This is a genomic window from Metabacillus dongyingensis (assembly GCF_019933155.2).
GTDB lineage: Bacteria > Bacillota > Bacilli > Bacillales > Bacillaceae > Bacillus_P > Bacillus_P dongyingensis.
Window position 1 is genome coordinate 744738 of record NZ_CP082944.1, and the last position, 24284, is coordinate 769021.

Genomic DNA, 24284 nt, shown 5'->3' on the forward strand with positions numbered 1-24284 from the left:
TTAATTAATAGGCTGGATTATTGTATATTGAAATAGATAGATTAGCTTAAATATTAAAAATAATTCACTATAGGGAGATTTAACAATGAAAATTACAGTTTGGAACGAAAACCGCCATGAACAAAAAAATCCAACAGTAGCAGAAATTTATCCTGAAGGCATTCACGGCGCCATCGCTAACTTTTTAAAAGAAAACGGCTTTGATGCTGCGACTGCAACATTAGATCAGCCTGAACACGGTTTAACAGAAGAAGTATTAAGCGAGACAGACGTTCTTTTCTGGTGGGGACACCTTGCACATGATGAGGTAACTGACGAAATCGTTGAACGAGTTCAAAAACGAGTACTTGAAGGAATGGGCTTAGTTGTTCTTCATTCAGGACATTTCTCAAAAATCTTTAAAAAGCTGATGGGTACATCTTGTGACCTTAAATGGCGCGAAGCCGACGACAAAGAGCGTCTATGGGTTGTTGATCCTTCTCATCCAATTACGGAAGGAATCGGCGAGTACATCGAAATTGAAAAAGAAGAAATGTACGGAGAGCATTTTGATATTCCGGCACCAGATCAATTAGTATTTGTCAGCTGGTTTGAAGGCGGAGAAGTGTTCCGTTCAGGATGCACATACCAAAGAGGAAACGGAAAGGTTTTCTACTTCCGCCCTGGCCATGAAACATACCCGACTTACCATAACAAAGAAATTCAAAAAGTATTAGTGAATGCGGCTAAATGGGCAGCACCTACAAAACGCGAGTATCCGGTTTACGGAAATGCTCAGCCGCTTGAGAAAATTACTGTTAAGTCATAATGAAAAAGGGTACGAAATTTCCCAGGAATTTCGTACCCTTTTTTTGTTGTTTTGACAGCATGATTTGTGGGGGAGAAGAGGGGAATTTGGGGATGAACCGCTATATATGAGTTCCCAAATACCGGAGAAGAGTCCAGTTTGAGTACTCAAAGGGTAGTTATAAGTCTCTAAATCGAGAGAAGAGTCCTGTTTGAGTACTCAAAGGGTAGTTATGATTCCTCAAAACGAGAAAGAAATCCTGTTTGGATACTCAAAGGGTAGTTATGAGTCCCCAAAACGAGGAAGAAATCCTGTTTGAGTACTCAAAGGGTAGTTATGATTCCTCAAAACGAGGGAGAAATCCAGTTTGGGTACTCAAAGAGTAGCTATGAGTCCCCAAATCAAGAGAAGAGTCCAGTTTGAGTACTCAAAGGGTAGCTATGATTCCCCAAATCGAGAAAAGAGTCCAGTTTGGGTACTCAAAGAGTAGCTATGAGTACCCAAAACGAGGGAGATATCCTGTTTGGGTACTCAAAGAGTAGCTATGAATCCTCAAATCGAGAGAAGAGTCCAGTTTGAGTACTCAAAGGGTAGCTATGGTTCCCAAAATCGAGAGAACAGTCAGGTTTGAGTAATTAAAGGGTAGTTATGAGTCCCCAAATCGAGAGAAGAGTCCAGTTTGAGTACTCAAAGGGTAGTTATGATTCCTGAAAACGAGTGAGAAATCCTGTTTGGGTACTCAAAGAGTAGCTATGATTCCCCAAATCGAGAAAAGAGTCCAAGTTTGGGTACTCAAAGAGTAGCTATGAGTCCCCAAAACGAGTGAGAAATCCTGTTTGGGTACTCAAAGAGTAGCTATGAGTCCCCAAATCAAGAGGAGAGTCCAGTTTAAGTACTCAAAGGGTAGCTATGAGTCTCCAAAACGAGGGAGAAATCCTGTTTGGGTACTCAAAGAGTAGCTATGAGTCCCCAAATCAAGAGGAGAGTCCAGTTTAAGTACTCAAAGGGTAGCTATGAGTCTCCAAAACGAGGGAGAAATCCTGTTTGGGTACTCAAAGGGTAGATATGATTCCTCAAATCGAGAGAAGAGTCCAGTTTGGGTACTCAAAGAGTAGCTATGATTCCCCAAAACGAGAGAAGAGTCAAGTTTGAGTACTCAAAGGGTAGCTATGAGTCCCCAATTCGAGAAAAGAGTCCAGTTTGGGTACTCAAAGAGTAGCTATGATTCCCCAAATCGAGAGAAGAGTCCAGTTTGAGTACTCAAAAGGTAGTTATGATTCCCCAATCCGCGCTAGAAATCATGTTTGGGTACTCAAAGAGTAGCAATGATTCCACAAATCGAGAAATAAATCATGTTTGAGTACTCAAGGATAACTATGAACTAGTAACTAAGCTCTTCCTGAAATAAGATACTTGTTTACAGGCCTCCCGACACCGCCATATTGAATATCAATCTCTAATTTTCCTTCTCGTTCAAGGTGTTCAAGATATCGTCTAGCTGTTACTCTGGCAATTCCCACGCTTGAGGCTACATTCTCAGCTGATACAGGATCGCTTTGATCTGTGAGGTAGGTAAGAATTTTATGGAGAGTCACCTCATGCAATCCTTTTGGCAAGTCCTTTTTCTCTTCAGGCTCTTCTTTTTGAAACCTGATTGAATCAAGTTCTTTTTGTGTCAGACGGGATTTATCGTTCAGCTTTCTGCGGTAGGCTGAATAGTTTTCAAGTGATTGCTTCAGCCGTTCAAATTTGAATGGTTTCATTAAATAATCAACGGCTCCGTGAAGCAGAACATTTCGGACTGTTTCCATATCACTTGCGGCCGTTATCGCAATAATATCAGAGGCATGTCCTTCTGCCCGAATGGCTTGAATGGTCTCAAGTCCATTCATTTTGGGCATATACATATCAATCAAAATCAGATCAGGAGCAAGCATTCGCACAAGCTCCAGGCCTTCAGCACCATTTGATGCGATTCCAATAACCTCAAAACCATTCACTCTGTCTAAAAACTCCCGATTCACTTCCTGGACCATTAAATCATCTTCTATCAGAAGTACGGAAACTGGTTTATCCGGCATCAAATCTCCTCCATATAAAATGTAACTGTGAAGCTTGTTCCCGCCCCTTCTGCAGACTCCGCCACGATCGTGCCATTTGCCTGCTGAACAAGCTGATTGACTAAATAAAGCCCGATACCCCGTTCATGGCCTCCTTTTGTAGAAAAACCCTGTTCAAAAATGCGGGGGTAATCTGCTGCTTTTATTCCGCTTCCATTATCTTCGACTAAGAGTGTCAGTATTTCTGCATCCTGCTCGATGCTGATAAAAATATGAGGGAAGGGACCTTGATAATGTTTAAAAGAATCAAATGCATTTTCAATCAGGTTGCCAAGGATCAGAACAAAATCATGATGATCAAGCCTATCTGGGAACCTATTAAACTGGCTGTTGCGGTCAATTTCCACGCTGATTCCAAGTTCGGTTCCTCTGCGGATTTTACTGAGCAGCAATCCCGCAATGCTCTCATCTCTGATGTTTTTACTCAAAAATTGAATCAGTTCTTCTTGCTCTTCAGTGGTTTGAAAGACAAACTGGAGCGCTTTTTCGTGATTCCCGAGCTGAATCAGTCCTGCAATCGTATGGAGCTTATTATTGTATTCATGATTCTGGACACGTAAAGCGTTTACAAAAGCTCGTACGCCTGTTAATTCTTCCGCCATCTTTTTCACTTCGGTCCTGTCCTGAAAGATGGCCACAGCTCCAACCGTTTGGCCGCTTACTTTAATCGGAACCCGATTGCTTAAAATGTTCAGGTTGCCTACATTAAGTTCTTTGCTGTATATCGCATGATCGAGCTTAAGAATTTCAGGCAAGGCGGTATCCGGAATAACCTCTCTGATGGATTTTCCAATCACGTGACCGTTTATCCGCATCATTTTCATGGCTTTATTATTAAAAATAGTAATCTTTTCATTCGTATCAATAGCTATTACACCTTCGTGCATGGCATTGAATGTTTCAGTGCGCTCGACAAGGAGCCTTGCAATTTCATGAGGCTCCAGGTGAAACATCTGTCTTTTAATTTGCCGTGCCAGAATCCAGGCGCCCCAGCCCCCAAATAATAAAGAGAGACTTGATGTGATGAAGATTTCAAGCACAAGGCTTTGCAGCACTTCTATAAAGACTGGAAGTTTATATCCCGCAAGGACGACTCCAATCTGTTCATGGTCATCGTTCATGACAGGGACAAATGCACGCATGACGGTCCCGATTTCCCCATTAGCCTTAGATGTGTAGGAGTGTTCTGCAAAGGCCGGGCCTTCATCGTTTCCCTGTGAGCGGGTGCCGATCATATCATGTACGGGATGTGTCAGTCTTTCGCGATCCATGTTTAAAACAACAATATAATTTGCGTTGTTGATGATTCTTAAGCGGTCGATTACTTTATTAAGATCATTCTGACTGCTTTCAAGAGCTTCTTTCACTTCAGGAAGTTCGGCGATCGTCTGCGCTGTTACGAATGAACGCGCCTTTAACTCTTCTTCTTTTCCGCTTATATAATTGCCGATTAAAACAATGCCTGCCAGAAAAAGAGAAAACCCTAATATAAAGAAGATTAAGCCTGTAATTTTCCATAAGATTGAAATTCGTCTCATATTGGTTCCTCATTATTCTGAAGAATAAAATATCTTTCATTGTAACATGCACCAAAATCTCATGATACAATGAATCTACTAAAAAATTGTTGAAACGGTGGATAGTATGAAATGGTTTATTAGCGCAAGTCTTTTAACTGTGCTCTTTTTAGTGGCAGTTTTTTCACATGATCCTATGCACAAAATAGAAGATGACGATGAACAGCATGGTTTGAGTGATCAAATTGTCATTAAGTTCAGTCATGTGGTTGCTGAAAATACACCTAAGGGACTGGCTGCAGAAAAATTTGCAGATATTATCGCAGACCGGACAGATGGAAAAATAAAAGTGGAAGTTTTTCCGAACGAAATTATGTATTCCGATGAAAAAGAGCTGAATGCGCTTAAAAAGGGCGATGTTCAAATGATTGCTCCTTCTTATTCAAAAATGACGGAGGTCATCCCCGAATGGCAAGTGCTTGATTTGCCTTTTATTTTTCAGGATGAGCAGCATGTACATAACGTTTATACAGGAGAAGTTGGAAAACGGCTGCTGGGCGAACTTGAAAGTGAAAATATTAAGGGACTCGCATTGTGGGGAAATGGCTTCAAACAAATGACAAGCAGCAGGGGGGCATTGATCGAGCCTGAGGATTTTTCAGGACAGCGCTTTAGAATAATGCCAAGTGATACAATTGCAAAACAGTTTGAATTGATGGGTGCCATTCCAAAAGCTTCTTCCTTCAATGATGTTTACATCGCTTTGGAAGGAAATGAATTTGATGGCCAGGAAAATACGATTTCAAATATTTATTCAAAAGGATTTTATCGGCTGCAAAAAGACATGACGGTTTCGAACCATGGCTATTTAGGCTATTCTGTCTTAATGAATGCAGAATTCTGGAATAGTCTGGAACCTGAACTGCAAACTCAAATACAAAAAGCCATGGATGAAACGACTGAGTGGATGCTTAAAGAATCAAAAAAGATGAATGACTCACAGCTAATTAGAATGAAACAAAATTCAAAGTTGAAAATCCATGAACTGAGTGAAGCCGAAAAAGATAGATGGCGTAAGGTGTTCATGCCGCTTTATGAAACGTATTCCTCTGAATATGGGGAGCGGTGGATTGAGGATATCCGGAATGTTCGATAAGAATTTTGGATGCATAAACAAGGGACAGATAGACATTATCTTCGGCCAAATAGCTAAGATGCTGAGATATAAGGCAAACTTCGGCTGAAAAGCTAAAATCAAATGACTCCTAAAAAATGAAATAACGGCTATTTTGGCTGATAGAGAAGCTTCAACTTAAAATGGTTGGAGCTTTTTTATGTGATTTCATAATTACGAACTCCTCGTCCAGAACGTATTTCCCAAAAGTCAAATCCGGATTTTTCCGGTGAATCCTTATCTGCCTGCGCTGAACGGGCGGTGCCGCTTTTCTGGTGACCAAAAAGACCAAAAAGAACAATAATACCAAAACGGAATGATGTCTAAATTATCAGTTAATATAAAGGTATTATTGTAAGCGTTATCAATGAGGAGAATGGAGGATACTATGAAAATTAACTTTAAGAATTTGACGGTTCAGGTCATTATCGGAATTATTTTAGGTATTGCTGTTGGCTTTTTGTTTCCAAGCTTTGGGGTTGAGCTGAAAGTATTAGCAGATGTCTTTATCAAAATGATTAAAATGGTGATTGCGCCAATTATCTTTTTTACGGTAGTAATCGGAATTGGCAGCATGGGTGACTTAAAGAAAGTCGGAAGAATCGGAGGCAAGGCTCTCCTGTATTTTGAAATTGTGACGACCTTTGCGCTTGCAATCGGAATTATTGTAGTAGGAATTGTAAAGCCTGGCGAAGGCTTCAACACAGATGCCGTTGAGGGTGGAGATGTATCTCAGTATACGGAACAGGCAGAAGAAACAAGTCATGGCTTCATTGACTTTGTAGTCGGCATTATTCCTGAGAATGTTGTAGGCGCGATGGCTGAGGGAGAACTGCTCCCTATCTTATTCTTTGCTGTCTTGTTTGGAATTTCAATGGCAGCGATTGGGGAAAAAGCAAAACCTGTTGTCGTTTTGTTTGAAAGGCTGACAGATATTTTCTTCGGTGTTGTAAACATGATCATGAAAGTTTCACCGTATGCGGCTTTCGGAGCAATGGCATACACTATTGGACAATTTGGATTAGGATCGCTTGTTGCTCTCGGTAAGCTGATGGGATCTGTTTATATCACCATGTTCCTATTTATCATCTTTGTTTTAGGGGCCATTGCAAAATATTATGGTTTCAGCATTACAAAATTTATCGCTTTTATTAAAGAAGAGATCCTGCTTGTACTTGGAACATCTTCATCAGAATCCGCACTTCCGAAGATGATGGAGAAGATGGAGAAATACGGATGCTCTAAATCTGTTGTTGGACTGGTCATTCCGACAGGCTATTCCTTTAACTTAGACGGCACATCAATCTATTTATCAATGGCGGCCATGTTTATTGCACAGGCATATGGAGTAGACCTCAGTATTTGGCAGCAGCTGACCCTTCTTGGAATTCTGATGCTGACATCTAAAGGGGCGGCAGGAGTAACAGGATCCGGCTTTATTACATTGGCAGCAACGCTTGCTGCATTCCCGATGATTCCGGTTGAAGGCATCGCCTTACTGCTCGGAGTGGACCGTTTTATGTCTGAAGCCAGGGCAATCACTAATCTCATTGGAAATGGTGTTGCAACTGTTGTTGTTTCTAAAATGGAAGGTGAATTTCATCCTCCGGCTGAACAAGCAGAACCTGCAAAAATTTCAATTGCTAAGTAAAAAAAAGCGGAGTTTCCGCTTTTTTTTGTGTTTTTTTAAAGTTGTGTAAATTTGCTTAGAAATCATTACCATAGAAATATTTTACTAATATTAATACTTTGTAAAGATATTGTAAAAATTAACGACAAAGTCTTTTCGTATTCGACAATTACGTATATACTTTTTAAGTTGCAAATAATAGAGAGAAAAACAAAAATATATGGCTCCATGGAGGAATAAGCAATGGCTATCAAAAGAAGAAAAGATAAGTTTTCTGAAATGTTAAGTCAGATATCTGAGAACTTAAAAGAAACTGGGCAGTATTTTGTTGATTTCAAAATCAATAATGCCAATGATCTAAAAGTATTCTCAGAAACAATTAAGGATTATGAGTCAAAAGGCGACTCGTTTGTTCATACCATCATCATGGAACTGAACAATGCATTCATTACTCCGATTGAACGTGAAGACATTCTTCAGCTTGCAATGATTATGGACGATGTTTTGGATGGCATCGAACATTCTGCTGCATTGTTTGAAATGTATTCTGTTACACAGCCGACTGACTACATGGTAAAGTTTGTTGACACAATTAATGAGTGTACAATTGAAATTGCTAAATCAATTGAATTGCTTTCAAACAAAAAGTTAAGCGATATCCGCACTCATGCTATCCGTTTAAAAGAACTTGAGTCAAACTGTGATAATTACCTGCGTACTGCTGTGAAAAATTTATTTGCAATTGAAAAAGATCCGATTAAAATCATTCAATATAAAGAGATATACGAAACACTTGAAGAAATTGCTGATAGCTGTCAAGGTGTTGCCAACACACTTGAAACTATCATCATGAAGAACGCGTAAGAGGCGATATTATGGATACTATATTAATTCTTACCATTCTGGTTGTTATTTTTGCCTTAGCGTTTGACTTTATTAACGGATTTCATGATACGGCAAATGCAATTGCAACATCTGTATCAACTAAAGCCCTTAAACCAAGACAGGCAATCATCCTTGCATCTGTCATGAACTTTGTCGGTGCAATGACATTTACAGGAGTAGCAAAAACGATCACAAAGGACATTGTTGACCCGTTTACCCTGCAAAATGGATCTGTTGTTATATTAGCTGCACTGATTGCAGCCATCACGTGGAATTTAATTACTTGGTATTATGGAATTCCAAGCAGCTCCTCACATGCGATTATTGGTTCAATCGCAGGTGCTGCGATTGCTGCGGCAGGATTTAATTCTCTAAACTATTCAGGGTTTTTGAAAATCCTTCAGGCACTTATCATTTCGCCTATCTTAGCGTTTATAGTCGGTTATATTGTTTACAGTATTTTTAAAGTTGTCTTTAAAAACAATAACCTGACTAAAACAAACAGAAACTTCCGTGCGATTCAGGTTGCAACAGCTGCTTTGCAATCTTACACTCACGGTACAAATGATGCTCAAAAAGCAATGGGTATTATCACGATGGCCCTTATTGCCGGGAATCTTCAAGACTCAACTGATATTCAATGGTGGGTTCAATTCTCATGTGCACTTGCAATGGGACTTGGTACAAGTGTCGGCGGATGGAAAATCATTAAAACTGTTGGCGGAAAGATCATGAAAATTCGTCCAGTTAACGGTGTAGCAGCTGACTTAACTGGGGCAGCCGTAATATTTGGCGCTTCGATTATTCACTTGCCTGTCAGTACAACACATGTTATTTCATCTTCAATACTTGGCGTAGGCTCTGCACATCGAATCAAAGGGGTAAAATGGGGAACGGCTAAAACGATGGTCATCACATGGTTCATCACCTTGCCGATTTCTGCTACATTAGCAGCGATTTCCTACTTTATTTTAAATCTATTCTTTTAATTAGCAAACCCTCCTTAACTGGAGGGTTTTTTTAGGATCGTTTATAACATAAGGAGTGATCGTGCATGAAGTCTCAAAGCTTCGAATGGACCAGAAAAACGCCAGAAGCTTAATAAAAGTGCGTGAAAGAAAGTGAATGCCGCAAAAAAACGCGCCCGCTCTTTGAAAAAAGTGCATCAAAGCAAGAGAATGCCGCAAAAAAACCGAGCCCACCTTGAAAAAAGTACATCAAAGCTGCGAATGAAGCACTCACAGAGCGATTGGGTACTCTAAATGAAAGAATTCGGGATTTTGAGCACTCACAGCGCATGATTGAGTACTCAACCTGGTCTCCTCCCGAGTTTTTGAGCACTCAAAGAGAGCAGTTGAGTACTCTAAATGAACAAATTCAGGATTTTGAGCACTCAAAGACCGTGATTGAGTACTCACCCTGGAGTCCCCCCGAGTTTTTGAGAACTCAAAGAGAGCATTTGAGTACTCTAAATGAACAAATTCGGGATTTTGAGCACTCATAGAGCATGAATGAGTACTCAACGTGGCCTTCCCATAGTTTTTGCGAACTCAAAGAGAGCAGTTGAGTACTCTAAATGAACGAATTCGGGATTTTGAGCATTCAAAGAGCATGAATGAGTACTCAACGTGGATTCCTCCTAGTTTTTGAGCACTCACAGAGCACAGTTGAGTACTCTAAATGAACGAATTCAGGATTTTGGGTACTCACAGAGCGTGATTGAGTACTCACCCTGGCCTCCCCCTAGTTTTTGAGCACTCACAGAGCACAGTTGAGTACTCTAAATGAACGAATTCGGGATTTTGAGCATTCAAAGAGCATGATTGAGTACTCAACGTGGCTTCCCCAAGAGTTTTTGAGCACTCACAGAGCGTGATTGAGTACTCAACCTGGATTCCCCCCTAGTTTTTGAGCACTCACAGAGCACAGTTGAGTACTCTAAATGAACGAATTCGGGATTTTGAGCATTCAAAGAGCATGATTGAGTACTCAACCTGGCCTCCTCCCGAGTTTTTGAGAACTCAAAGAGAGCGTTTGAGTACTCTAAATGAACGAATTCGGTATTTTGAGCACTCACAGAGCATGATTGAGTACTCACCCTGGCCTCCCCCTAGTTTTTGAGAACTCAAAGAGAGCAGTTGAGTACTCTAAAAGAACGAATTCGGTATTTTGAGAACTCATATAGCTCAGTTGAGTACTCTAAATGAACAAATTCGGGATTTTGAGCACTCAAAGACCGTGATTGAGTACTCAACGTGGCCTTCCCCTAGTTTTTGAGAACTCAAAGAGCGCAGTTGAGTACTAAACTGGATTACAAAGCGGTGATGTACAAAACACTCCTTAAGTCCGCTTCCTATTAACCCTAGAAGATGAATACAATATCTCTCCTTCAATAAAGAAGTCACCAGTCCAAAATTGACGAAAAAAATACAGAGTGATACTATTGCTTTAGATGATAGTGAAAATCGTTATCAATTGGAGGGGAAAAAGATGATTCAGCAGCAATCTATTTCAGCAGTAATACGTGAAAGAATCTCAATCAAATCAAATTACCTTCCTCTCGAGGTAAAGGAAGAAGATATTGTAACTCTGCTAAATGACGCTGTCTGGGCGCCTAATCATGGTCTAAGAGAGCCCTGGCGGTTTTTATTTGTAAGCGGAGAGCGGAAGGAAGCTTTTATTCAGACTGTTCTTGCGTGCTACGAAGCAAAAGCACATGAAAAAGTTAGGTCAAAGCTTGCAGATGTTCCTGCATTTTTAGTTGCCATTATGCCTGAAGATCCCCGCCAGAAAATATGGGAAGAGGATTTTGCGGCGATCAGCACCCTTATTCAAAATCTGCAGCTGCTTGGCTGGGAAAAAGAGCTTGGAATGGTATGGAAAACGCCAAATCACATGTATGACCCAAAATTCCGCCGTGCCATAGGAGTTCAAAATGGTGAAAAAATCGTTGGCATTCTGCAGCTTGGCTATTTTGATCCTGCCCTGCATGTGAAAGATAGAAAACGGACGAATGCATTGGAAAAACTAAGTTCATTTTGAGAAAGATCCTTTTGTTTTCATGAATAAAGCTTGGTAAATTCAATGAAATTTCCCATACTTAAAAAATCCGTATTTCCCGGATCGAACGATAAAGATGCATGAATCCTCGAATGGGTTCATGCGTTTTGAATTTACGAATATAAATACTTAAAAATCTCGGGCACTCTCTTTCTCCATGCTGCTTCATTGTGTTCAGCATCTTCGATTACTTCATAGCGGTAATCGCTAACCTTTTCTTTTAGAATATCATATACGGCATCACTGGAATCAATATAATCCTGATGATGAAAGGAAGCAGTTATTTCTTTTGTGCCGACATCCATATAAAATTTTTCAATTGCTGACAAATCACTATCTTTTATCAAAGCTTCTATCTCTTTTTGATTAAACCAATAAGCAGATGAGAGAGAAGCGATTTTTCTGAAGATATGCGAATATTTGCAGGCGGCATATGTAGATATTAATCCTCCCATCGAACTTCCAGCCATTGAGGTTTCATCAGGAAGTGTGCGATACTTGCTGTCAATCAGCTGCTTTAATTCATGAACGATGAAGCTGATATATGCATCGCCTTCGCCTCCAAGATCTTCATCCTGTCCAAACAAATCCTGAGCGAGACTGCGGTTAATCCACGGACCATATTCATTAAATCGATTGTATCCGGTATGATTGCAGTCGATGCCCACCACAATCAATTCTTGGCCACTTTGTTCAAGATAATCTTTTATTCCCCAGCTGAACCCAAAGCTTGCATCACGGTCTTCAAATAGATTCTGGCCGTCGTGCATGTAAAGAACTGGATATGATTTAGAGCTGTCTCTGTAGTTTTCAGGTAAAAAGACTGTAATTCGCCTTTCCCGTTCAAGTGTTGAGATGAATACTTCAAATTTTTCAATCATGATCGTACACTCCTGTTAAGCTAGCTTGATATTTATATTATAGTGAAAATTTTAGAATATAGCTTGAAATATATAGCCATGACGGCAACTGCAAAACAGAAAAATATCAAACAAAATCATATTATTCTCATACTCCGCAAACAATAATAAAAAAGCGATTTTAGGAGAATGAAATGAATATATTGATTATTTATGCTCATCCGAATCCGGAAAGCTTTAATGCAGCGATATGTGATGCCGTGGAAAAAGAATTTACAAGCAAAGACTTTCAGGTGAGAAAAAGAGATCTCTATCAGATGAAGTTCAACCCCATTTTGACAGAAGACGACTATTCATCCTTTTATCAGGATAAAGTTCCAGCTGATATTCAGGCGGAACAGAGTGAACTTATATGGGCAAATATTTTTGTCTTTGTTTTTCCAACATGGTGGGCCGGGATGCCGGCGATTTTAAAAGGGTATTTTGACAGAGTTTTTACAAACGGTTTTGCTTTTCGGTATTCTGATGAAGGTCCGGAGGGATTGCTGAAAGAAAAACAGGCACTAATTTTCCAGACTACAGGGCAGCCTGAGAAGTCTTTGAAGCCCCCGCAATTGACAATGGCCATGCAGGCATCGTTTGATGTTGGCATTATGAATTTTTGTGGAATCGAAACGCTCGCCCACAAGTTTATTTATTCGGTTCCATATGTTGATGAAGAGACACGGAAAATAATGCTGAATGAAGTCAAAGAAGTTGTTGAAATGATTGGGAAACAAAAATAAAAAAGATCTTCCTGTAAACTAACGGGTTCGGTTCAGAGGTGCAAAACATTAAAACAGCATAGTAAATAAGACAACATTTAACACCCCAATTATCAGCATAATTGGTGTGTTTTTTCTTCCAATATGACCTTTTCAACTGTGTGATTGTAATGAAATGGAAATAATGGTTATTCAGCAAGCTATTCAAAAAGCCTTATACGTAACCTGCATGGAAAAAGGCAATCCACAGAGAATGGATTGCTCTTTTTAGTTATCCCTATTAATTAAATAAAAGTAGCTTAGTGGCAAATAGACAAACGGGTTCAGAAGAAACGAAAATCCTGAGTCCAATAGAATGTGGAACCAGGTTGCCTAATTTCTTTTTTACATTTTTAAACTGATTTTATACTGAATTTTAACAAAACTCGGATTTTTACTTAATAATTTACATTTAATCTATTACTGATATAAAAAAATATTGGTGAGGAGATATGTACTTTATGAGTAGTCAAACATCTAATAATGGCATGAATAGGAGAGATTTCTTAAAAGCGGGAGGAATGGGCACACTTGCTCTAACCCTTGGATCGACTGGAGTACTAGCACTCGGTTCAAAAGCATTTGCGGATGCTGCCGATAATCCAGCCAGCGGATTTGGCGGATATGGCCCTTTGGTTCCGGATCCGAATGGTATTCTTGATCTTCCAAAAGGCTTTCATTACAAAATTATTTCCAGAGAAGGCGACCTGATGACAGACGGAAGCAAAATCCCTGGAGCTTTTGATGGAATGGCTGCATTTGAAGGGCCAAACAATACAACTATTCTTGTTCGTAACCATGAATTAAAGGATGGCCCAGCATTTGGAAGCAATCCATATGATGCAGCTGCTTTAGGTGGTACAACGGCTCTAGTTGTAGGTCCAAATCGCGAAGTTATTAAAGAATATGTAACATCTTCAGGAACGATCCGAAATTGTGCGGGTGGTGCTACACCTTGGGGTACTTGGCTGACTTGTGAAGAAACACGTTCCGAAACACACGGATATGTATTTGAAGTAGATCCACAGCAGCCGGAGAATGAAATGTCCAGAACCCCAATTAAGGAAATGGGGCGCTTTTCTCACGAAGCTTGTGCCATCGACTCTGCGACAGGTTATGTATACTTAACTGAGGATGCAAGCCCAAGTTACCTTTACCGTTTTATTCCAAATGACTTGAGCCAAAAACCAGGCGCGTTACAAAAAGGCGGTAAGCTTTATGCAGCTGCGATTGAAGCGGTAACTGATCCAACAGCAAGCACCTTTAAAACAGGACAAACATTTAAGATTGTTTGGAAGGAACTAGATCCTCATTTATGCCGCGAGGACGCTAAGGAACAAAACTGCATTGAATTCAGTAGACTAGAGGGAGCGTTCTTCCAAGAGGGTGTTTTCTGGTTCGATGACACCTCTGCCGGTGACAAAAAACTTGGACGCGTTTACCGTTATATTCCTCACACTAATACATTGGAGCTTTTCTATGAGGGAAATGATGCACGAGAAATGGAATATCCGGATAATATCTGTTGTACTCCATGGGGCGACCTTTGGTTTGCAGAAGATGGTTCAGGCCAAGATCGTCTTATGGGAATTACCCCAGAAGGCAAGGTCTATCCTTTTGCCGCCAACCGTTTAAGTGGTGATGAATTGGCAGGCCCAACCTTCTCACCAGATGGAAACACACTTTTTGTCAATATTCAAAGCCCAGGCAAAACCTTTGCCATTTGGGGACCGTTCCAACGCAGAAACTCTGCGCGCGCAAGGGACATGTCTTATGCTGCTCCTGCAAATCTTGCACCGCAAGTTTCAGAAAAAGTGGCTAAGGCTGCCGAGAAACAAGGTATGTCCGTTCTAGAAGCGGCAGCATTTGAGCGCCACGGAGTAAAAATGATTTAAATTGTTTTACAGGATACCATAAAAAAGATGTAAACTAACACTTTGTATGGTTTACATCTTTTTTTACATTCCAGAGTATTTGTTGCAGGTGGACATTAAAGTGGGATCACATGTCCAGATAACCTACACTTTGATAGTAAAGGAAACCTTTGTGGGATGGAAGATTTTGGATCGGCTTTTGTATGCCTGATACTAAAGATATTTTGTAATAAAGTTTGATCAAAATCCAGTATTGATTTAAACAGGATTTTTCTTTTTTGCTTTTGCCGATGTTGTAAAACTCCATGCGTGTTACTCCACTAAAGGGCAAAATCGTTGATTAAAGGAAGGAATTATTAGAAAATTAAAACTGAGCTTTAAGTTATTCAATTGTATGAGTTAGTTGAAGATCGGAATGGAATAAAATGTTTTTTTATCCTATTTTTTCAAAAATGATTATTCCATAAAGAATAGAAAAGCCCCTGAACAGAAGATGTCTAGGGGACACTAGTATGTTCCGGCTAAGACTTCCTTGCGAACAATACAACAAAATTAAAGTATTTATAGACACAATCTACATCTTTAAAACCACTATTTATTAGCCAATTAATTTGATTGACTAGTGTAGTCATTATCAAGTTTCATTCGCTCATGTGCTGCCTGAATTTCGATACCCTTTAAGCCACTCCTATTTATTTTATTTTTCCAATCATTTTTATAAATGGAATCTATAAATGGTGTATGACCAAGTACTTGATCAGCATTTATGAAAACCCCATCAGGATTCAATATGAAGTAAATATTATCGAACAACTTCTTTTTTGCTTCATCTGTTAAATGATGAATCGAAAGTGAGGACACCACAATATCAAACTTTTCTTCAAATTTATGCTCAGTATAGTCAGCAATCAGATAGTCAATATAATCATCTTCTTTAAATCGACTCTTAGCTTGTTCCAACATATTTTCGGAAATATCGATTAGTGTCATTTTTGCTTTCGGAAACTTTTTTCTTATGAAGGAAGAAAATAACCCAGTTCCAGCCCCTATGTCTAAGACCCTTGGTGATTCCTTATATGTCTCGATAATTGATATTGGAATGGAATAAAAGTCATCAAAACAAGGAATTAACTTCCTGCGTTGATTATCATATTGAAGTGCGTTTTGGTTAAACTTTTCTTTTACCTTATTAATAGTGGTATCCATAATTCATTCCCCCTGTGATGAATTTATATTACTAGAATAATCCAATTGTAAAACATTTTAGTATATAATGGAAAATAACAAAATTGTTGAAAATCGATAACTAACTGTTATTAATAAAAAGGGCTGAAATTTCATGGACATTAAGTGGTTAAAGACTTTTATAATAGCAGCAAAATATGAAAACCTTCGCCGGGCTTCTGAGGATCTCTTTTTAACACAACCAGCTCTCAGCAAACATATAAAAAGCCTTGAAAACCATTTGAATACTATATTGTTTGATCGAGTCGGCAAAAACATTTCTCTAACTCCTGCCGGTTATAAGTTTCTTTCATTTGCTACACAGATTGTAGAAAAATATGATAAGGGTATGGAAGAATTTGAAGGCTGGAAACAAGGATATAATCGCAAACTGACTATTGCTGTAGCTCCGCAAATCGCATCCTCTGTACTCCCGGATATTCTGCGGGGCTTTATAGATGAACATCCTGGTATAGAGGTCATTATAAATATTGTAAATTCATTCAAAATAGGGGAACAGATTAGACTTGGCAAAGCAGACATTGGCATCTCCAGAATGGAGCCTATTCAAAAAGACTTATCCTATGAAGTTATTCATCGAGACCCGGTTATCCTAGTGGCACCATATAGGAAGGAAAAAGAACAAAATGAACATCTTCCTGTTGAGGTAGAAATACTTAAACAATATAGGGTTTTAACAAATAACCATCCCACTTATTGGAGCAACCTTCTAACCGAGATTAAAAGATATTATCCAAGCATTCGGACAATGCCAGTTACTCAAATTGAAATTTCCAAACGGTTTATTGAAAAGGGATTAGGGGTATCATACTTGCCTTTATCTATGGTCCGCGAAGAATTAAAACACCAGAAAATGATCGAAGTAAAGCAAGATAAAATCCTTTCACCAATGTCTTTTACTTACGTTGTTACCAAAATCGAAACTCCTGAAGTGAAACTGTTTATATCCTTCCTAACAAAGGCATTTGAAAAATAGGAACAATATTGATCACCCAAGTAGGCAACTCAATTGGGCATTTTATTCTTGAACTAACAGATGCTTTTATTCAAGAGGGAGACAGTAATTTCTTACATATTGATGTAGATTGGATCTTCAACATTCGGGTGCGATTGCTTAACAAAGTGTCGCCTCTTCTTATTAAGGCAAAGGGCAGTTTAACAGAGTAAGCGGATACTGAAGTTCTTCTACATAAGGGCCAGATAATTGAATAACACTTGGTTGTTAATTTGGATATTTTAAAATAGAGATTGTGAAGGAATATACTTATAGTAACGGGGCAGTTTAGTTTAATAAAAAATGCGTTACTGTTAAATAAAAAATGGTCAACCAAATATCTGGCTGACCTTGCTCATAACTTAGCAATTTAATTTATTTAAAACAGAGAGATAAGAATAAGAGCAATAATTTATTACACTCCATAAATATCTATATTAATTTTTTTAGCTTCTGTAATAATATTTCGAATTAATGATTCAACGGTTTGACTTTTAGCTAATCTTGGACTCTGACCAGACCAAAGTGACATTAATTCTTTATTATTTTGTGCACTAGAAGTCTTTCTAATATCCTGGGTTAGTATATTTTGAACAGGAAAATCTGGAATATGGAAAAGTTAAAACAATATTCATTTATAGAAAAGATAAATATGTACCTACGGCATTAATTAAATTTAGCAATATGTTAGGTGAAGAGGATGGATTGTAAATAATAAGGTTTATTTTTAAAGGGTTAGCCATTGTCCTGAATTATCTAGATTGTGAAGAATTAAAATTAAAGTAACGGGTGCTTGAGTTCAATAAGTGCGAGCCAGCTTCAACAGCCTTTTATCTTCAACATTCGGGTGCTTTTCTTCGATAAGACAACATAAATGATATTCAACAATCGGGGGCAATAATTGAAGAACGAAAAGGAACTCCATAAAAATCTGGAGTTCCTTATTTTTATTTACCCAATTAAATTGGTATAGAATTAGCAGTACAAATAAACGCACTCTGCTGACCAGCATATGCTTGCTATTTCTTATGCTAATTTATGTGTTGAAAATAGCATTGTTTCCCTATATAACCCTTATAAATCAATAAAAAAACATACCAGAAGCTATGCTGATTTGTGAGCTATTTATACTGCTAATTAAGATGTTTGCACCCCGCAACCGAACCCGTTACCTGTAAACGGGAAGCTCTTTTTTACGAACAGCGTTTATTTTATAGAACTTTCGGCGAGCAAGAGCTGCAAGACTTAGGGATCTCTATATCATAAGACTCATGAGACATGCTGCCAACAGGGGGGCGAGTATGATTTCAAATGTGAGAAAACCATTTCAAAATTTAGTCATTATATTTAGGTTTAGAGGTCTTTTTCCCAGTACAACAATCCTATGTTCATGTGATAGATTAGTAGAGTATAGAAGAAAGTGAAAAATCTTCTAATCTTGGAAACTCGGGGGAGCTGGTAGTTTTGGGAAAAGGCGTTAAGTTAACCGCTTTAATAACTTCACTTTGTGTAGCAGGAAGTGTATTTATCCCGAATGTTCAGGCGGAAGCTGCACCGCAGAAGCAGCAGCTGGAGGAACTGAAGCTGAAGGAAGCGGGGTATGCATCATTCCGCCATAATCGGTCCGGCGGAAAAGCGATGTTTAAAATGGAGAGCTATATCAGCAAACTTCCAAAGAATATGAAGAAGAGGCTTGAGCAGACAAGTTCAAAAAACTCGCTGTATGTCGTGCAGTTAAGAGGTCCAGTAACAGAAGCAGACCGATTATTGATTACAGGTACAGGTGCAGAAATCATTGAGTATGTACCTGATTATGCATTTGTGGTGAAGGCGGATAAAAAAGCGGTTCATTCTTTAAAAAAGGGAAAGGATACTGCGTCTGTCAAGGCTTACCTGCCATTATATAAGTTAGATCCAGCTCTATTTGAATCAGGATACAGCAAGCTCTTTGATGTTGAGTTAAAAGACGTCAGCAAATCGAAGAAAAAATTGGTAAAGAAAAATCTTACAGAACTTATTGAATATGCCACTCAGGAAAATACTCTTTTTATAGCCAAAGAAAATACGTTTCAGCTTAACAACGATGCGGCAGCCGGTATAACGAAGGTCAATACAACAAGCAGCGCTTATGGACTTTCAGGCGCAGGCCAGACAGTTGCGGTTGCAGATACCGGCCTTGATACAGGCAGAAACGATGCTTCTATGCATGAAGCATTCCAAGGCGGAAAGATTAAAGCACTATACGCATTAGGACGGACGAACAATTCCAGTGATCCTAACGGCCATGGAACACATGTAGCAGGATCTGTGCTTGGGGACGCTCAATTCAAAGGAATGGCTCCTAAAGCTGGACTCGTTTTTCAGTCGATTATGGATGCGGGCGGTGGCCTCGGAGGATTGCCGAGCAGCCTTAACACACTTTTCTCACAGGCCTACAGCGCTGGGGCAAGAATCCATACGAATTCTTGGGGCGCTCCTGCAGCCGGTGCGTATACATTAGAATCAAAACAAGTAGACGAATATGTCTACAATAACGATGATATGACTGTGCTGTTTGCAGCAGGCAATGATGGGCCGAGTGCCAAAACACTGAGCACACCAGGCACAGCTAAAAATGCGATCACAGTCGGTGCTTCTGAAAATAACCGTCCGTCATTTGGATCGTACGCGGATAATATCAGCCAAATCGCTGCTTTCTCATCTAGAGGGCTTACTTCAGATGGAAGGGTGAAGCCTGATATCGTTGCACCTGGAACATTTATTTTATCCACCCGTTCTTCGCTCGCGCCAGATTCATCTTTCTGGGCGAATTATAACAGTAAATATGCTTATATGGGCGGAACATCAATGGCCACTCCGCTTGTAGCGGGAAATGTTGCTCTGTTGCGCGAGCACTTTATTAAAAATAAGGGAATTACTCCAAAGCCTTCCCTTATTAAAGCGGTTCTGATTGCTGGTGCACAGGACCTTGGACTTGGCTATCCAAGCGGAAATCAGGGATGGGGCAGAGTCTCTCTGGACAAATCAGTCAATGCTGCTTTTACAAACGAAGCAAAAGCACTCAGAACAAATGAAAAAGCAGCTTATTCGTTTCATGCTGCAAGCGGCAAACCGCTGAGAATTGCTCTGGCATGGACAGATTATCCTGGAAACCCATCAGCATCTGTTTCATTAGTCAATGATTTAGATCTTGTCATTAAATCACCTGGCGGAAAAACTTACACAGGAAACGATTTTATTTCTCCTTACAATAATCAGTGGGATGGAAGAAATAATGTAGAAACGGTTATTCTGCCAAATGCGGAAGCCGGGACTTATACGATTGAAGTGCAGGCATACAATGTTCCGTCAGGCACTCAGGATTTCTCTTTTGCAGTTGTACAATAGAACAGATAAAAGGAGCGGCTTCATGCAGAAGCGGCTCCTTTTTTGATGACATCATATCCATTAATGATTGTATGTTTTAAACGGCTAAATTTTTTCAGATTGATTTTATTGCAATAAGAGATTGACAGATAAGGAAATAAAGAATATAATTACTTTGAATTCAAGATATTTTAATTAAAAGTAATTTCCCTGCAAGGTCTGCATATAAATTAAAGAGTAAATTTTTTTAAGAATATATCTCGAATTAAAAATAATTGAAAGAAGGATGATCAGGATGTTATTAGATTTAGGACTTTTACTTATTCGTTTAGTGATTGGACTTTCGTTCATGGCTCATGGAGCACAAAAACTGTTTGGTTCATTTGGAGGTCACGGCATTAAAGGCACAGGGGGTTTCTTTGAATCAATTGGAATTAAACCTGGAGTTGCAATGGCGGTACTTGCCGGCCTTGCTGAGTTTGCCGGCGGAGCATTTTTTGCAGCAGGATTCCTTACCCCGCTTGCAGGAGCTGCATTAGCTGGCACAATGCTTATTGCGATTGTTAAAGTTCATGGACCAAACGGCTTCTGGGCTGCTCAAAATGGCTATGAATTCAACCTGACTTTGCTTGCTGTTGCAATTGGTGTAGCTTTAACAGGTGCAGGTGCTTATTCACTTGATGCATTATTCTTCTAAAAATAACAAAAGGAACTCAGTGCTTTATCAGTTCTGTACAGAGTGAAAAACAGTATATCGCAATGCAGGTTGCCCGCCATCTAGCAGTTTAAATGGCGGGCTTTTTCGTTTATATATTTGAGGCAGGTAATTGGACATTTATGCTAATATGGAAATATAAGTTATTCCATTAAAAAGATTACGGAATAAGGAGATAGCGAAACAAGCATCAAAATACTGAAAAAGTCATGTGGTGAAAGGAAAATAAATAATTACATAAGAAAAGGAGACATCTTATAATGACAACTTCACAAAAAAATTTAAGGACTTGTAATAAAGGGCACAAATATTATAAAAGCAGCGATTGTCCAACCTGTCCGATTTGTGAGCAAGAACGTAAACCTGCTAATGGATTTCTTTCCTTGCTCTCGGCACCAGCAAGACGAGCATTGGAAAACAATGGGATCAGTTCTTTGCAGGAGCTATCAAAATGCAGTGAAAAAGAGATTTTGCAATTGCATGGTATGGGACCAGCTTCTTTGCCTAAACTTAGGACTGCTTTGAAGGAAAATGGGTTATCATTCAGAAACTAAACACCAAGAATTAATACAGGAGTATGATTTTATTTGATTTTTTCTCAAGTAAATTATTAAAAATTATTATGAATGGCTGAAATATTTTCAGCGATTTTTTTGTTAATTAAAAACGAACGTTTATTCTGTACCATGAAAATAACCTTCTATAACTCCGAAAAACGACAATTGTCGCCGAAGGACTGGGGAATTGCGCTCCTCGCTGTTAAGAAGGCCTCACTACAAATCTCAATAATAAATCGACTTTTGGCATCTGATAATTTTCATCTCCCTGAATATTCAACGTCATTAGCCCGGAAAGAAGGGATAAATAGCATGATATCAGTTCACTAGGATTATCTTCTACAAGTTCCCCCTTCTTCTGTCCTTCAATGAATAGGGGTTCCAATATGTCGATGTAAGTCTTCATTGTATTCTCCTCAATAATCTTTTTGGCGGTTATTGGTACTTCATCTGACGTCCGAGCGTGATGCATCAGCATGAAATAAAGCTGGGAACCTTCATTGAGTATCTCAGCGGTTAACGTTTTTATTTTATCTAATGGGGACCCAGGCAGTTGATAGATGCTCTTGATTCCGGTAATTGATTCGTCTATTGCTTGCTGAACGAGTGTAGTAAATAGTTCGTCTTTGGATTTAAAATAGCGGTAGAGAAGCCCGGCACTTATTCCAGCTTCACTAGCGATCATGCTCATTTTCGTGCCAATAATTCCTCTTCGGGCAAAGACCTTGAGGGCTGCTTCTATAATTTGTTCTTTTCGTTCATCGCGAATTTGCTGCAGCTGTTCTTCGTTTAAAGGTGCAATGATGTTTCACTCCTAGATTCATTTCATTATTATTGGGCATTCAAATATTCATAAGCTGTTGAGGGAAAGGTTGGTATAATCTGAAACAATTGTTCATCAAGTGTCTGACCACTTGCCATTGAGAGTTCAGAGTGCAATTCTTTACTTTCGGAAGATGTTTCTTCAGAAGCAAGAATGGCAGCTAACATTTGCGAATTTATTATTTTATTTAGTGGTAAAAGTAAAGTATTCACCGCCCAATACAAACCATATCGTTCAAAATTACGTTTGGCAGTGGCATGTTTAATATACAATGCAAAGTATTTTTGGGCAAATTCAATCCCTTTAAGCGGTTTGCCTGCATATGTTACTCCTTGCCACGGCAGATCAGCAGCACAATTCAACCACCAGGCAGGTTCAACAATTTCATTCACTTTTTGGAGTATGTTGCGTTCAAAATAAGGCAAGGGATGATTCCGCTGTTCACGCAAGCAGGATTCTAACATTTCTGCTTCTATTGCAGCCATTGTAATTCCTTGGCCAAAAATCGGATCAAAATTGCAGTAAGCATCTCCTAAAACCAACAATCCGGATGGCCATCGCTCCATTTCTTCAAAGTGATGACGGACTAATTCATTTACTCTATAACCTCTAGGAGCTGTAATTGGTTCAAGCTCTTGCAGCACTTCTGCTATTAATGGATCGGCCAGCTGGGCAACCTCTCTTTCATATTCAGCGGCATTCGTCGTTGGATAATGCCCGCCAGGACTATAAAGTACTGTTTCAGCTATGTTATTCTCAATTATGGAAAATACCCCAGTTAAAGTCTTATTGGAGGGATCTCCAGCAATTCGAATGACATCCCACTTTACTGACAAATGAGAGGGAATCTTATAATGGCGAGTGCTGTAACCAAGCGAGACTTTGAGGATATCAGGATTTGGTACATCAAATCCGAGGTGCTGCAGCCATTTTACCAATTTAGATGAACGGCCGCTAGTATCAATTACTAAGTCTGCCATCAGTGTTTTCTGCTGATCTAGTTGTTCTCGTTCTCGCACATGGACCCCTGTTACAACGGTTTGATCTGATGTCATTAGCAAGCCGATTACGTCAACTTTTGTAAGAAATTGAACATTTGAAATCCCTTTTACTTGCTGACGACATACCCACTCAAGCAGAGCTCTGCTGAATGTTGCATCATTTTCTGTGTTGGGCATTACAAGGGATCCATATTGATTGGTCTGGTGAATCATTTTATTTTGTGTGGATGGAGCGCCGCAAGTCAGTAATTCATCATTAAATCCAGTGAAGAATCGTTCCATTATCATTTTACCTCGAGGTGTAAATCGATGTGGGTGAAAAGCTTGAGGAGTGCCTGCGCGAATATCGGGTTTTACAGGCAGATCATCTTTTTCTATGATAAGCACTTCTGCATAATAATCAGAAAGTACTCTTGAAGAGAGTAATCCAGCCATTCCTCCACCAATTACAATCGCTCTTTCCCACTTGCCTTTTTTTAATGTTTCCCCTGTTTTGATCATCTTTATCGCCCCCATTAATATATTCATTACAAAAGCATTAATAATAAATTAGCTTGTAATGATAAATTAGCCCCGAAGAATGAATGAACAGTTCATTCAACAAAAGAATAAAATGGATTACATAAAATGTCAACAAAAATATAAACATTAATTCAGCTCTGAAAATAAGAAAATATTTGCAGTCACAAGGAGGGCTTTGCATTTAATAAATTAGAGCACATCTCAGAAAACCAACAAATTTCACCTTGGAATATTTTTTCAGCTTCAAATAAAAAAGAACTATAACAAAAAGAGGATTTCCAAAACAAAATTCTTTTAAAAATGAAGGTTGTTTATGTTAAGTGATTTTTGGTGTAACGAAAAATCCCAATT

General features: G+C 39.1%; 19 protein-coding genes. 12 read left to right on the top strand and 7 right to left on the bottom strand.

Annotated elements, in window-relative coordinates; genetic code table 11:
- Positions 1-85: 85 nt before the first annotated feature.
- Positions 86-808 (top strand): ThuA domain-containing protein, encoded by a 723-nt coding sequence (locus tag K8L98_RS03850; RefSeq protein WP_223439846.1) that lies wholly within the window; start codon positions 86-88, stop codon positions 806-808.
- Between the two features lie 1367 nt (positions 809-2175).
- On the opposite strand, the gene K8L98_RS03855 is transcribed toward K8L98_RS03850, so the two are convergent.
- Both K8L98_RS03855 and K8L98_RS03860 read right to left on the bottom strand, forming a co-directional pair.
- Complete coding sequence (locus K8L98_RS03855; RefSeq protein ID WP_223439849.1) at positions 2176-2868, bottom strand: response regulator; 693 nt, start codon at positions 2866-2868, stop codon at positions 2176-2178.
- The gene (locus K8L98_RS03860) at positions 2868-4445 is read right to left on the bottom strand and encodes an ATP-binding protein (RefSeq protein WP_223439851.1); all 1578 of its coding nucleotides are present in this window, start codon (positions 4443-4445) and stop codon (positions 2868-2870) included. The genes K8L98_RS03855 and K8L98_RS03860 overlap by 1 nt, the downstream gene beginning before the upstream one ends.
- A gap of 106 nt (positions 4446-4551) precedes the next feature.
- Here K8L98_RS03860 and K8L98_RS03865 point away from each other — a divergent pair, with 106 nt between their 5' ends.
- From K8L98_RS03865 to K8L98_RS03885, 5 genes are all read left to right on the top strand, one after another.
- Positions 4552-5580: a TRAP transporter substrate-binding protein gene (locus K8L98_RS03865; RefSeq protein WP_223439853.1), complete on the top strand. Its 1029-nt coding sequence runs from the start codon at positions 4552-4554 to the stop codon at positions 5578-5580.
- Between the two features lie 406 nt (positions 5581-5986).
- Positions 5987-7249 (top strand): dicarboxylate/amino acid:cation symporter, encoded by a 1263-nt coding sequence (locus K8L98_RS03870; RefSeq protein ID WP_223439855.1) that lies wholly within the window; start codon positions 5987-5989, stop codon positions 7247-7249.
- Between the two features lie 222 nt (positions 7250-7471).
- On the top strand, positions 7472-8092 hold the full coding sequence (locus K8L98_RS03875; protein ID WP_223439857.1) for a DUF47 domain-containing protein: 621 nt from the start codon (positions 7472-7474) through the stop codon (positions 8090-8092).
- Positions 8093-8103: 11 nt separating this feature from the next.
- A complete protein-coding gene (locus tag K8L98_RS03880; protein WP_223439859.1) occupies positions 8104-9102 on the top strand; it encodes an inorganic phosphate transporter in 999 nt (332 codons plus the stop codon).
- Between the two features lie 1501 nt (positions 9103-10603).
- Complete coding sequence (locus K8L98_RS03885; RefSeq protein ID WP_223439861.1) at positions 10604-11155, top strand: nitroreductase family protein; 552 nt, start codon at positions 10604-10606, stop codon at positions 11153-11155.
- 131 nt (positions 11156-11286) lie between these two features.
- Here K8L98_RS03885 and K8L98_RS03890 read toward each other — a convergent pair whose 3' ends face one another.
- Positions 11287-12054: an alpha/beta hydrolase gene (locus tag K8L98_RS03890; RefSeq protein ID WP_223439863.1), complete on the bottom strand. Its 768-nt coding sequence runs from the start codon at positions 12052-12054 to the stop codon at positions 11287-11289.
- 173 nt (positions 12055-12227) lie between these two features.
- On the opposite strand from K8L98_RS03890, the gene K8L98_RS03895 reads away from it, so the two are divergent.
- Both K8L98_RS03895 and K8L98_RS03900 read left to right on the top strand, forming a co-directional pair.
- Positions 12228-12818 carry an NAD(P)H-dependent oxidoreductase gene (locus tag K8L98_RS03895; RefSeq protein ID WP_223439865.1) on the top strand — a complete coding sequence of 197 codons (591 nt, stop codon included), beginning with the start codon at positions 12228-12230 and terminating at the stop codon, positions 12816-12818.
- 479 nt (positions 12819-13297) lie between these two features.
- Positions 13298-14731, top strand: a complete 1434-nt coding sequence (locus tag K8L98_RS03900) for an alkaline phosphatase PhoX (protein WP_223439867.1) — start codon at positions 13298-13300, stop codon at positions 14729-14731.
- Positions 14732-14837: 106 nt separating this feature from the next.
- On the opposite strand, the gene K8L98_RS03905 is transcribed toward K8L98_RS03900, so the two are convergent.
- Positions 14838-15017, bottom strand: a complete 180-nt coding sequence (locus K8L98_RS03905) for a hypothetical protein (RefSeq protein WP_223439869.1) — start codon at positions 15015-15017, stop codon at positions 14838-14840.
- Positions 15018-15316: 299 nt separating this feature from the next.
- Entirely contained in the window at positions 15317-15916 is a 600-nt protein-coding gene (locus K8L98_RS03910) for a class I SAM-dependent methyltransferase (protein ID WP_223439871.1), read from the bottom strand.
- Positions 15917-16049: 133 nt separating this feature from the next.
- Between K8L98_RS03910 and K8L98_RS03915 the strand changes: the two genes are divergently transcribed.
- From K8L98_RS03915 to K8L98_RS03930, 4 genes are all read left to right on the top strand, one after another.
- Positions 16050-16931, top strand: a complete 882-nt coding sequence (locus K8L98_RS03915; RefSeq protein ID WP_223439873.1) for a LysR family transcriptional regulator — start codon at positions 16050-16052, stop codon at positions 16929-16931.
- Between the two features lie 1482 nt (positions 16932-18413).
- Positions 18414-20336: a S8 family serine peptidase gene (locus K8L98_RS03920; RefSeq protein ID WP_223439875.1), complete on the top strand. Its 1923-nt coding sequence runs from the start codon at positions 18414-18416 to the stop codon at positions 20334-20336.
- 274 nt (positions 20337-20610) lie between these two features.
- Positions 20611-21012: a DoxX family protein gene (locus tag K8L98_RS03925; RefSeq protein WP_223439877.1), complete on the top strand. Its 402-nt coding sequence runs from the start codon at positions 20611-20613 to the stop codon at positions 21010-21012.
- A 278-nt stretch (positions 21013-21290) separates the two neighbouring features.
- Positions 21291-21584 (top strand): RNA polymerase alpha subunit C-terminal domain-containing protein, encoded by a 294-nt coding sequence (locus K8L98_RS03930; RefSeq protein WP_223439879.1) that lies wholly within the window; start codon positions 21291-21293, stop codon positions 21582-21584.
- A 205-nt stretch (positions 21585-21789) separates the two neighbouring features.
- Here the strand turns inward: K8L98_RS03930 and K8L98_RS03935 are convergent, their stop codons facing one another.
- Both K8L98_RS03935 and K8L98_RS03940 read right to left on the bottom strand, forming a co-directional pair.
- Positions 21790-22389 (bottom strand): TetR/AcrR family transcriptional regulator, encoded by a 600-nt coding sequence (locus tag K8L98_RS03935; RefSeq protein WP_223443140.1) that lies wholly within the window; start codon positions 22387-22389, stop codon positions 21790-21792.
- A gap of 29 nt (positions 22390-22418) precedes the next feature.
- Positions 22419-23912 carry an FAD-dependent oxidoreductase gene (locus K8L98_RS03940; RefSeq protein ID WP_223439881.1) on the bottom strand — a complete coding sequence of 498 codons (1494 nt, stop codon included), beginning with the start codon at positions 23910-23912 and terminating at the stop codon, positions 22419-22421.
- Positions 23913-24284 lie beyond the last annotated feature (372 nt).

Bases quoted from the DNA above. Each gene is read 5' to 3' on its own strand.
- K8L98_RS03925 (WP_223439877.1), top strand. From the start codon at position 20,611: ATGTTATTAGATTTAGGACTTTTACTTATTCGTTTAGTGATTGGACTT.
- K8L98_RS03895 (WP_223439865.1), top strand. From the start codon at position 12,228: ATGAATATATTGATTATTTATGCTCATCCGAATCCGGAAAGCTTTAAT.
- K8L98_RS03885 (WP_223439861.1), top strand. From the start codon at position 10,604: ATGATTCAGCAGCAATCTATTTCAGCAGTAATACGTGAAAGAATCTCA.
- K8L98_RS03870 (WP_223439855.1), top strand. From the start codon at position 5,987: ATGAAAATTAACTTTAAGAATTTGACGGTTCAGGTCATTATCGGAATT.
- K8L98_RS03915 (WP_223439873.1), top strand. From the start codon at position 16,050: ATGGACATTAAGTGGTTAAAGACTTTTATAATAGCAGCAAAATATGAA.
- K8L98_RS03940 (WP_223439881.1), bottom strand. From the start codon at position 23,912: ATGATCAAAACAGGGGAAACATTAAAAAAAGGCAAGTGGGAAAGAGCG.
- K8L98_RS03875 (WP_223439857.1), top strand. From the start codon at position 7,472: ATGGCTATCAAAAGAAGAAAAGATAAGTTTTCTGAAATGTTAAGTCAG.
- K8L98_RS03855 (WP_223439849.1), bottom strand. From the start codon at position 2,868: ATGCCGGATAAACCAGTTTCCGTACTTCTGATAGAAGATGATTTAATG.
- K8L98_RS03865 (WP_223439853.1), top strand. From the start codon at position 4,552: ATGAAATGGTTTATTAGCGCAAGTCTTTTAACTGTGCTCTTTTTAGTG.
- K8L98_RS03880 (WP_223439859.1), top strand. From the start codon at position 8,104: ATGGATACTATATTAATTCTTACCATTCTGGTTGTTATTTTTGCCTTA.
- K8L98_RS03860 (WP_223439851.1), bottom strand. From the start codon at position 4,445: ATGAGACGAATTTCAATCTTATGGAAAATTACAGGCTTAATCTTCTTT.
- K8L98_RS03890 (WP_223439863.1), bottom strand. From the start codon at position 12,054: ATGATTGAAAAATTTGAAGTATTCATCTCAACACTTGAACGGGAAAGG.
- K8L98_RS03900 (WP_223439867.1), top strand. From the start codon at position 13,298: ATGAGTAGTCAAACATCTAATAATGGCATGAATAGGAGAGATTTCTTA.
- K8L98_RS03930 (WP_223439879.1), top strand. From the start codon at position 21,291: ATGACAACTTCACAAAAAAATTTAAGGACTTGTAATAAAGGGCACAAA.
- K8L98_RS03905 (WP_223439869.1), bottom strand. From the start codon at position 15,017: ATGGAGTTTTACAACATCGGCAAAAGCAAAAAAGAAAAATCCTGTTTA.
- K8L98_RS03850 (WP_223439846.1), top strand. From the start codon at position 86: ATGAAAATTACAGTTTGGAACGAAAACCGCCATGAACAAAAAAATCCA.
- K8L98_RS03910 (WP_223439871.1), bottom strand. From the start codon at position 15,916: ATGGATACCACTATTAATAAGGTAAAAGAAAAGTTTAACCAAAACGCA.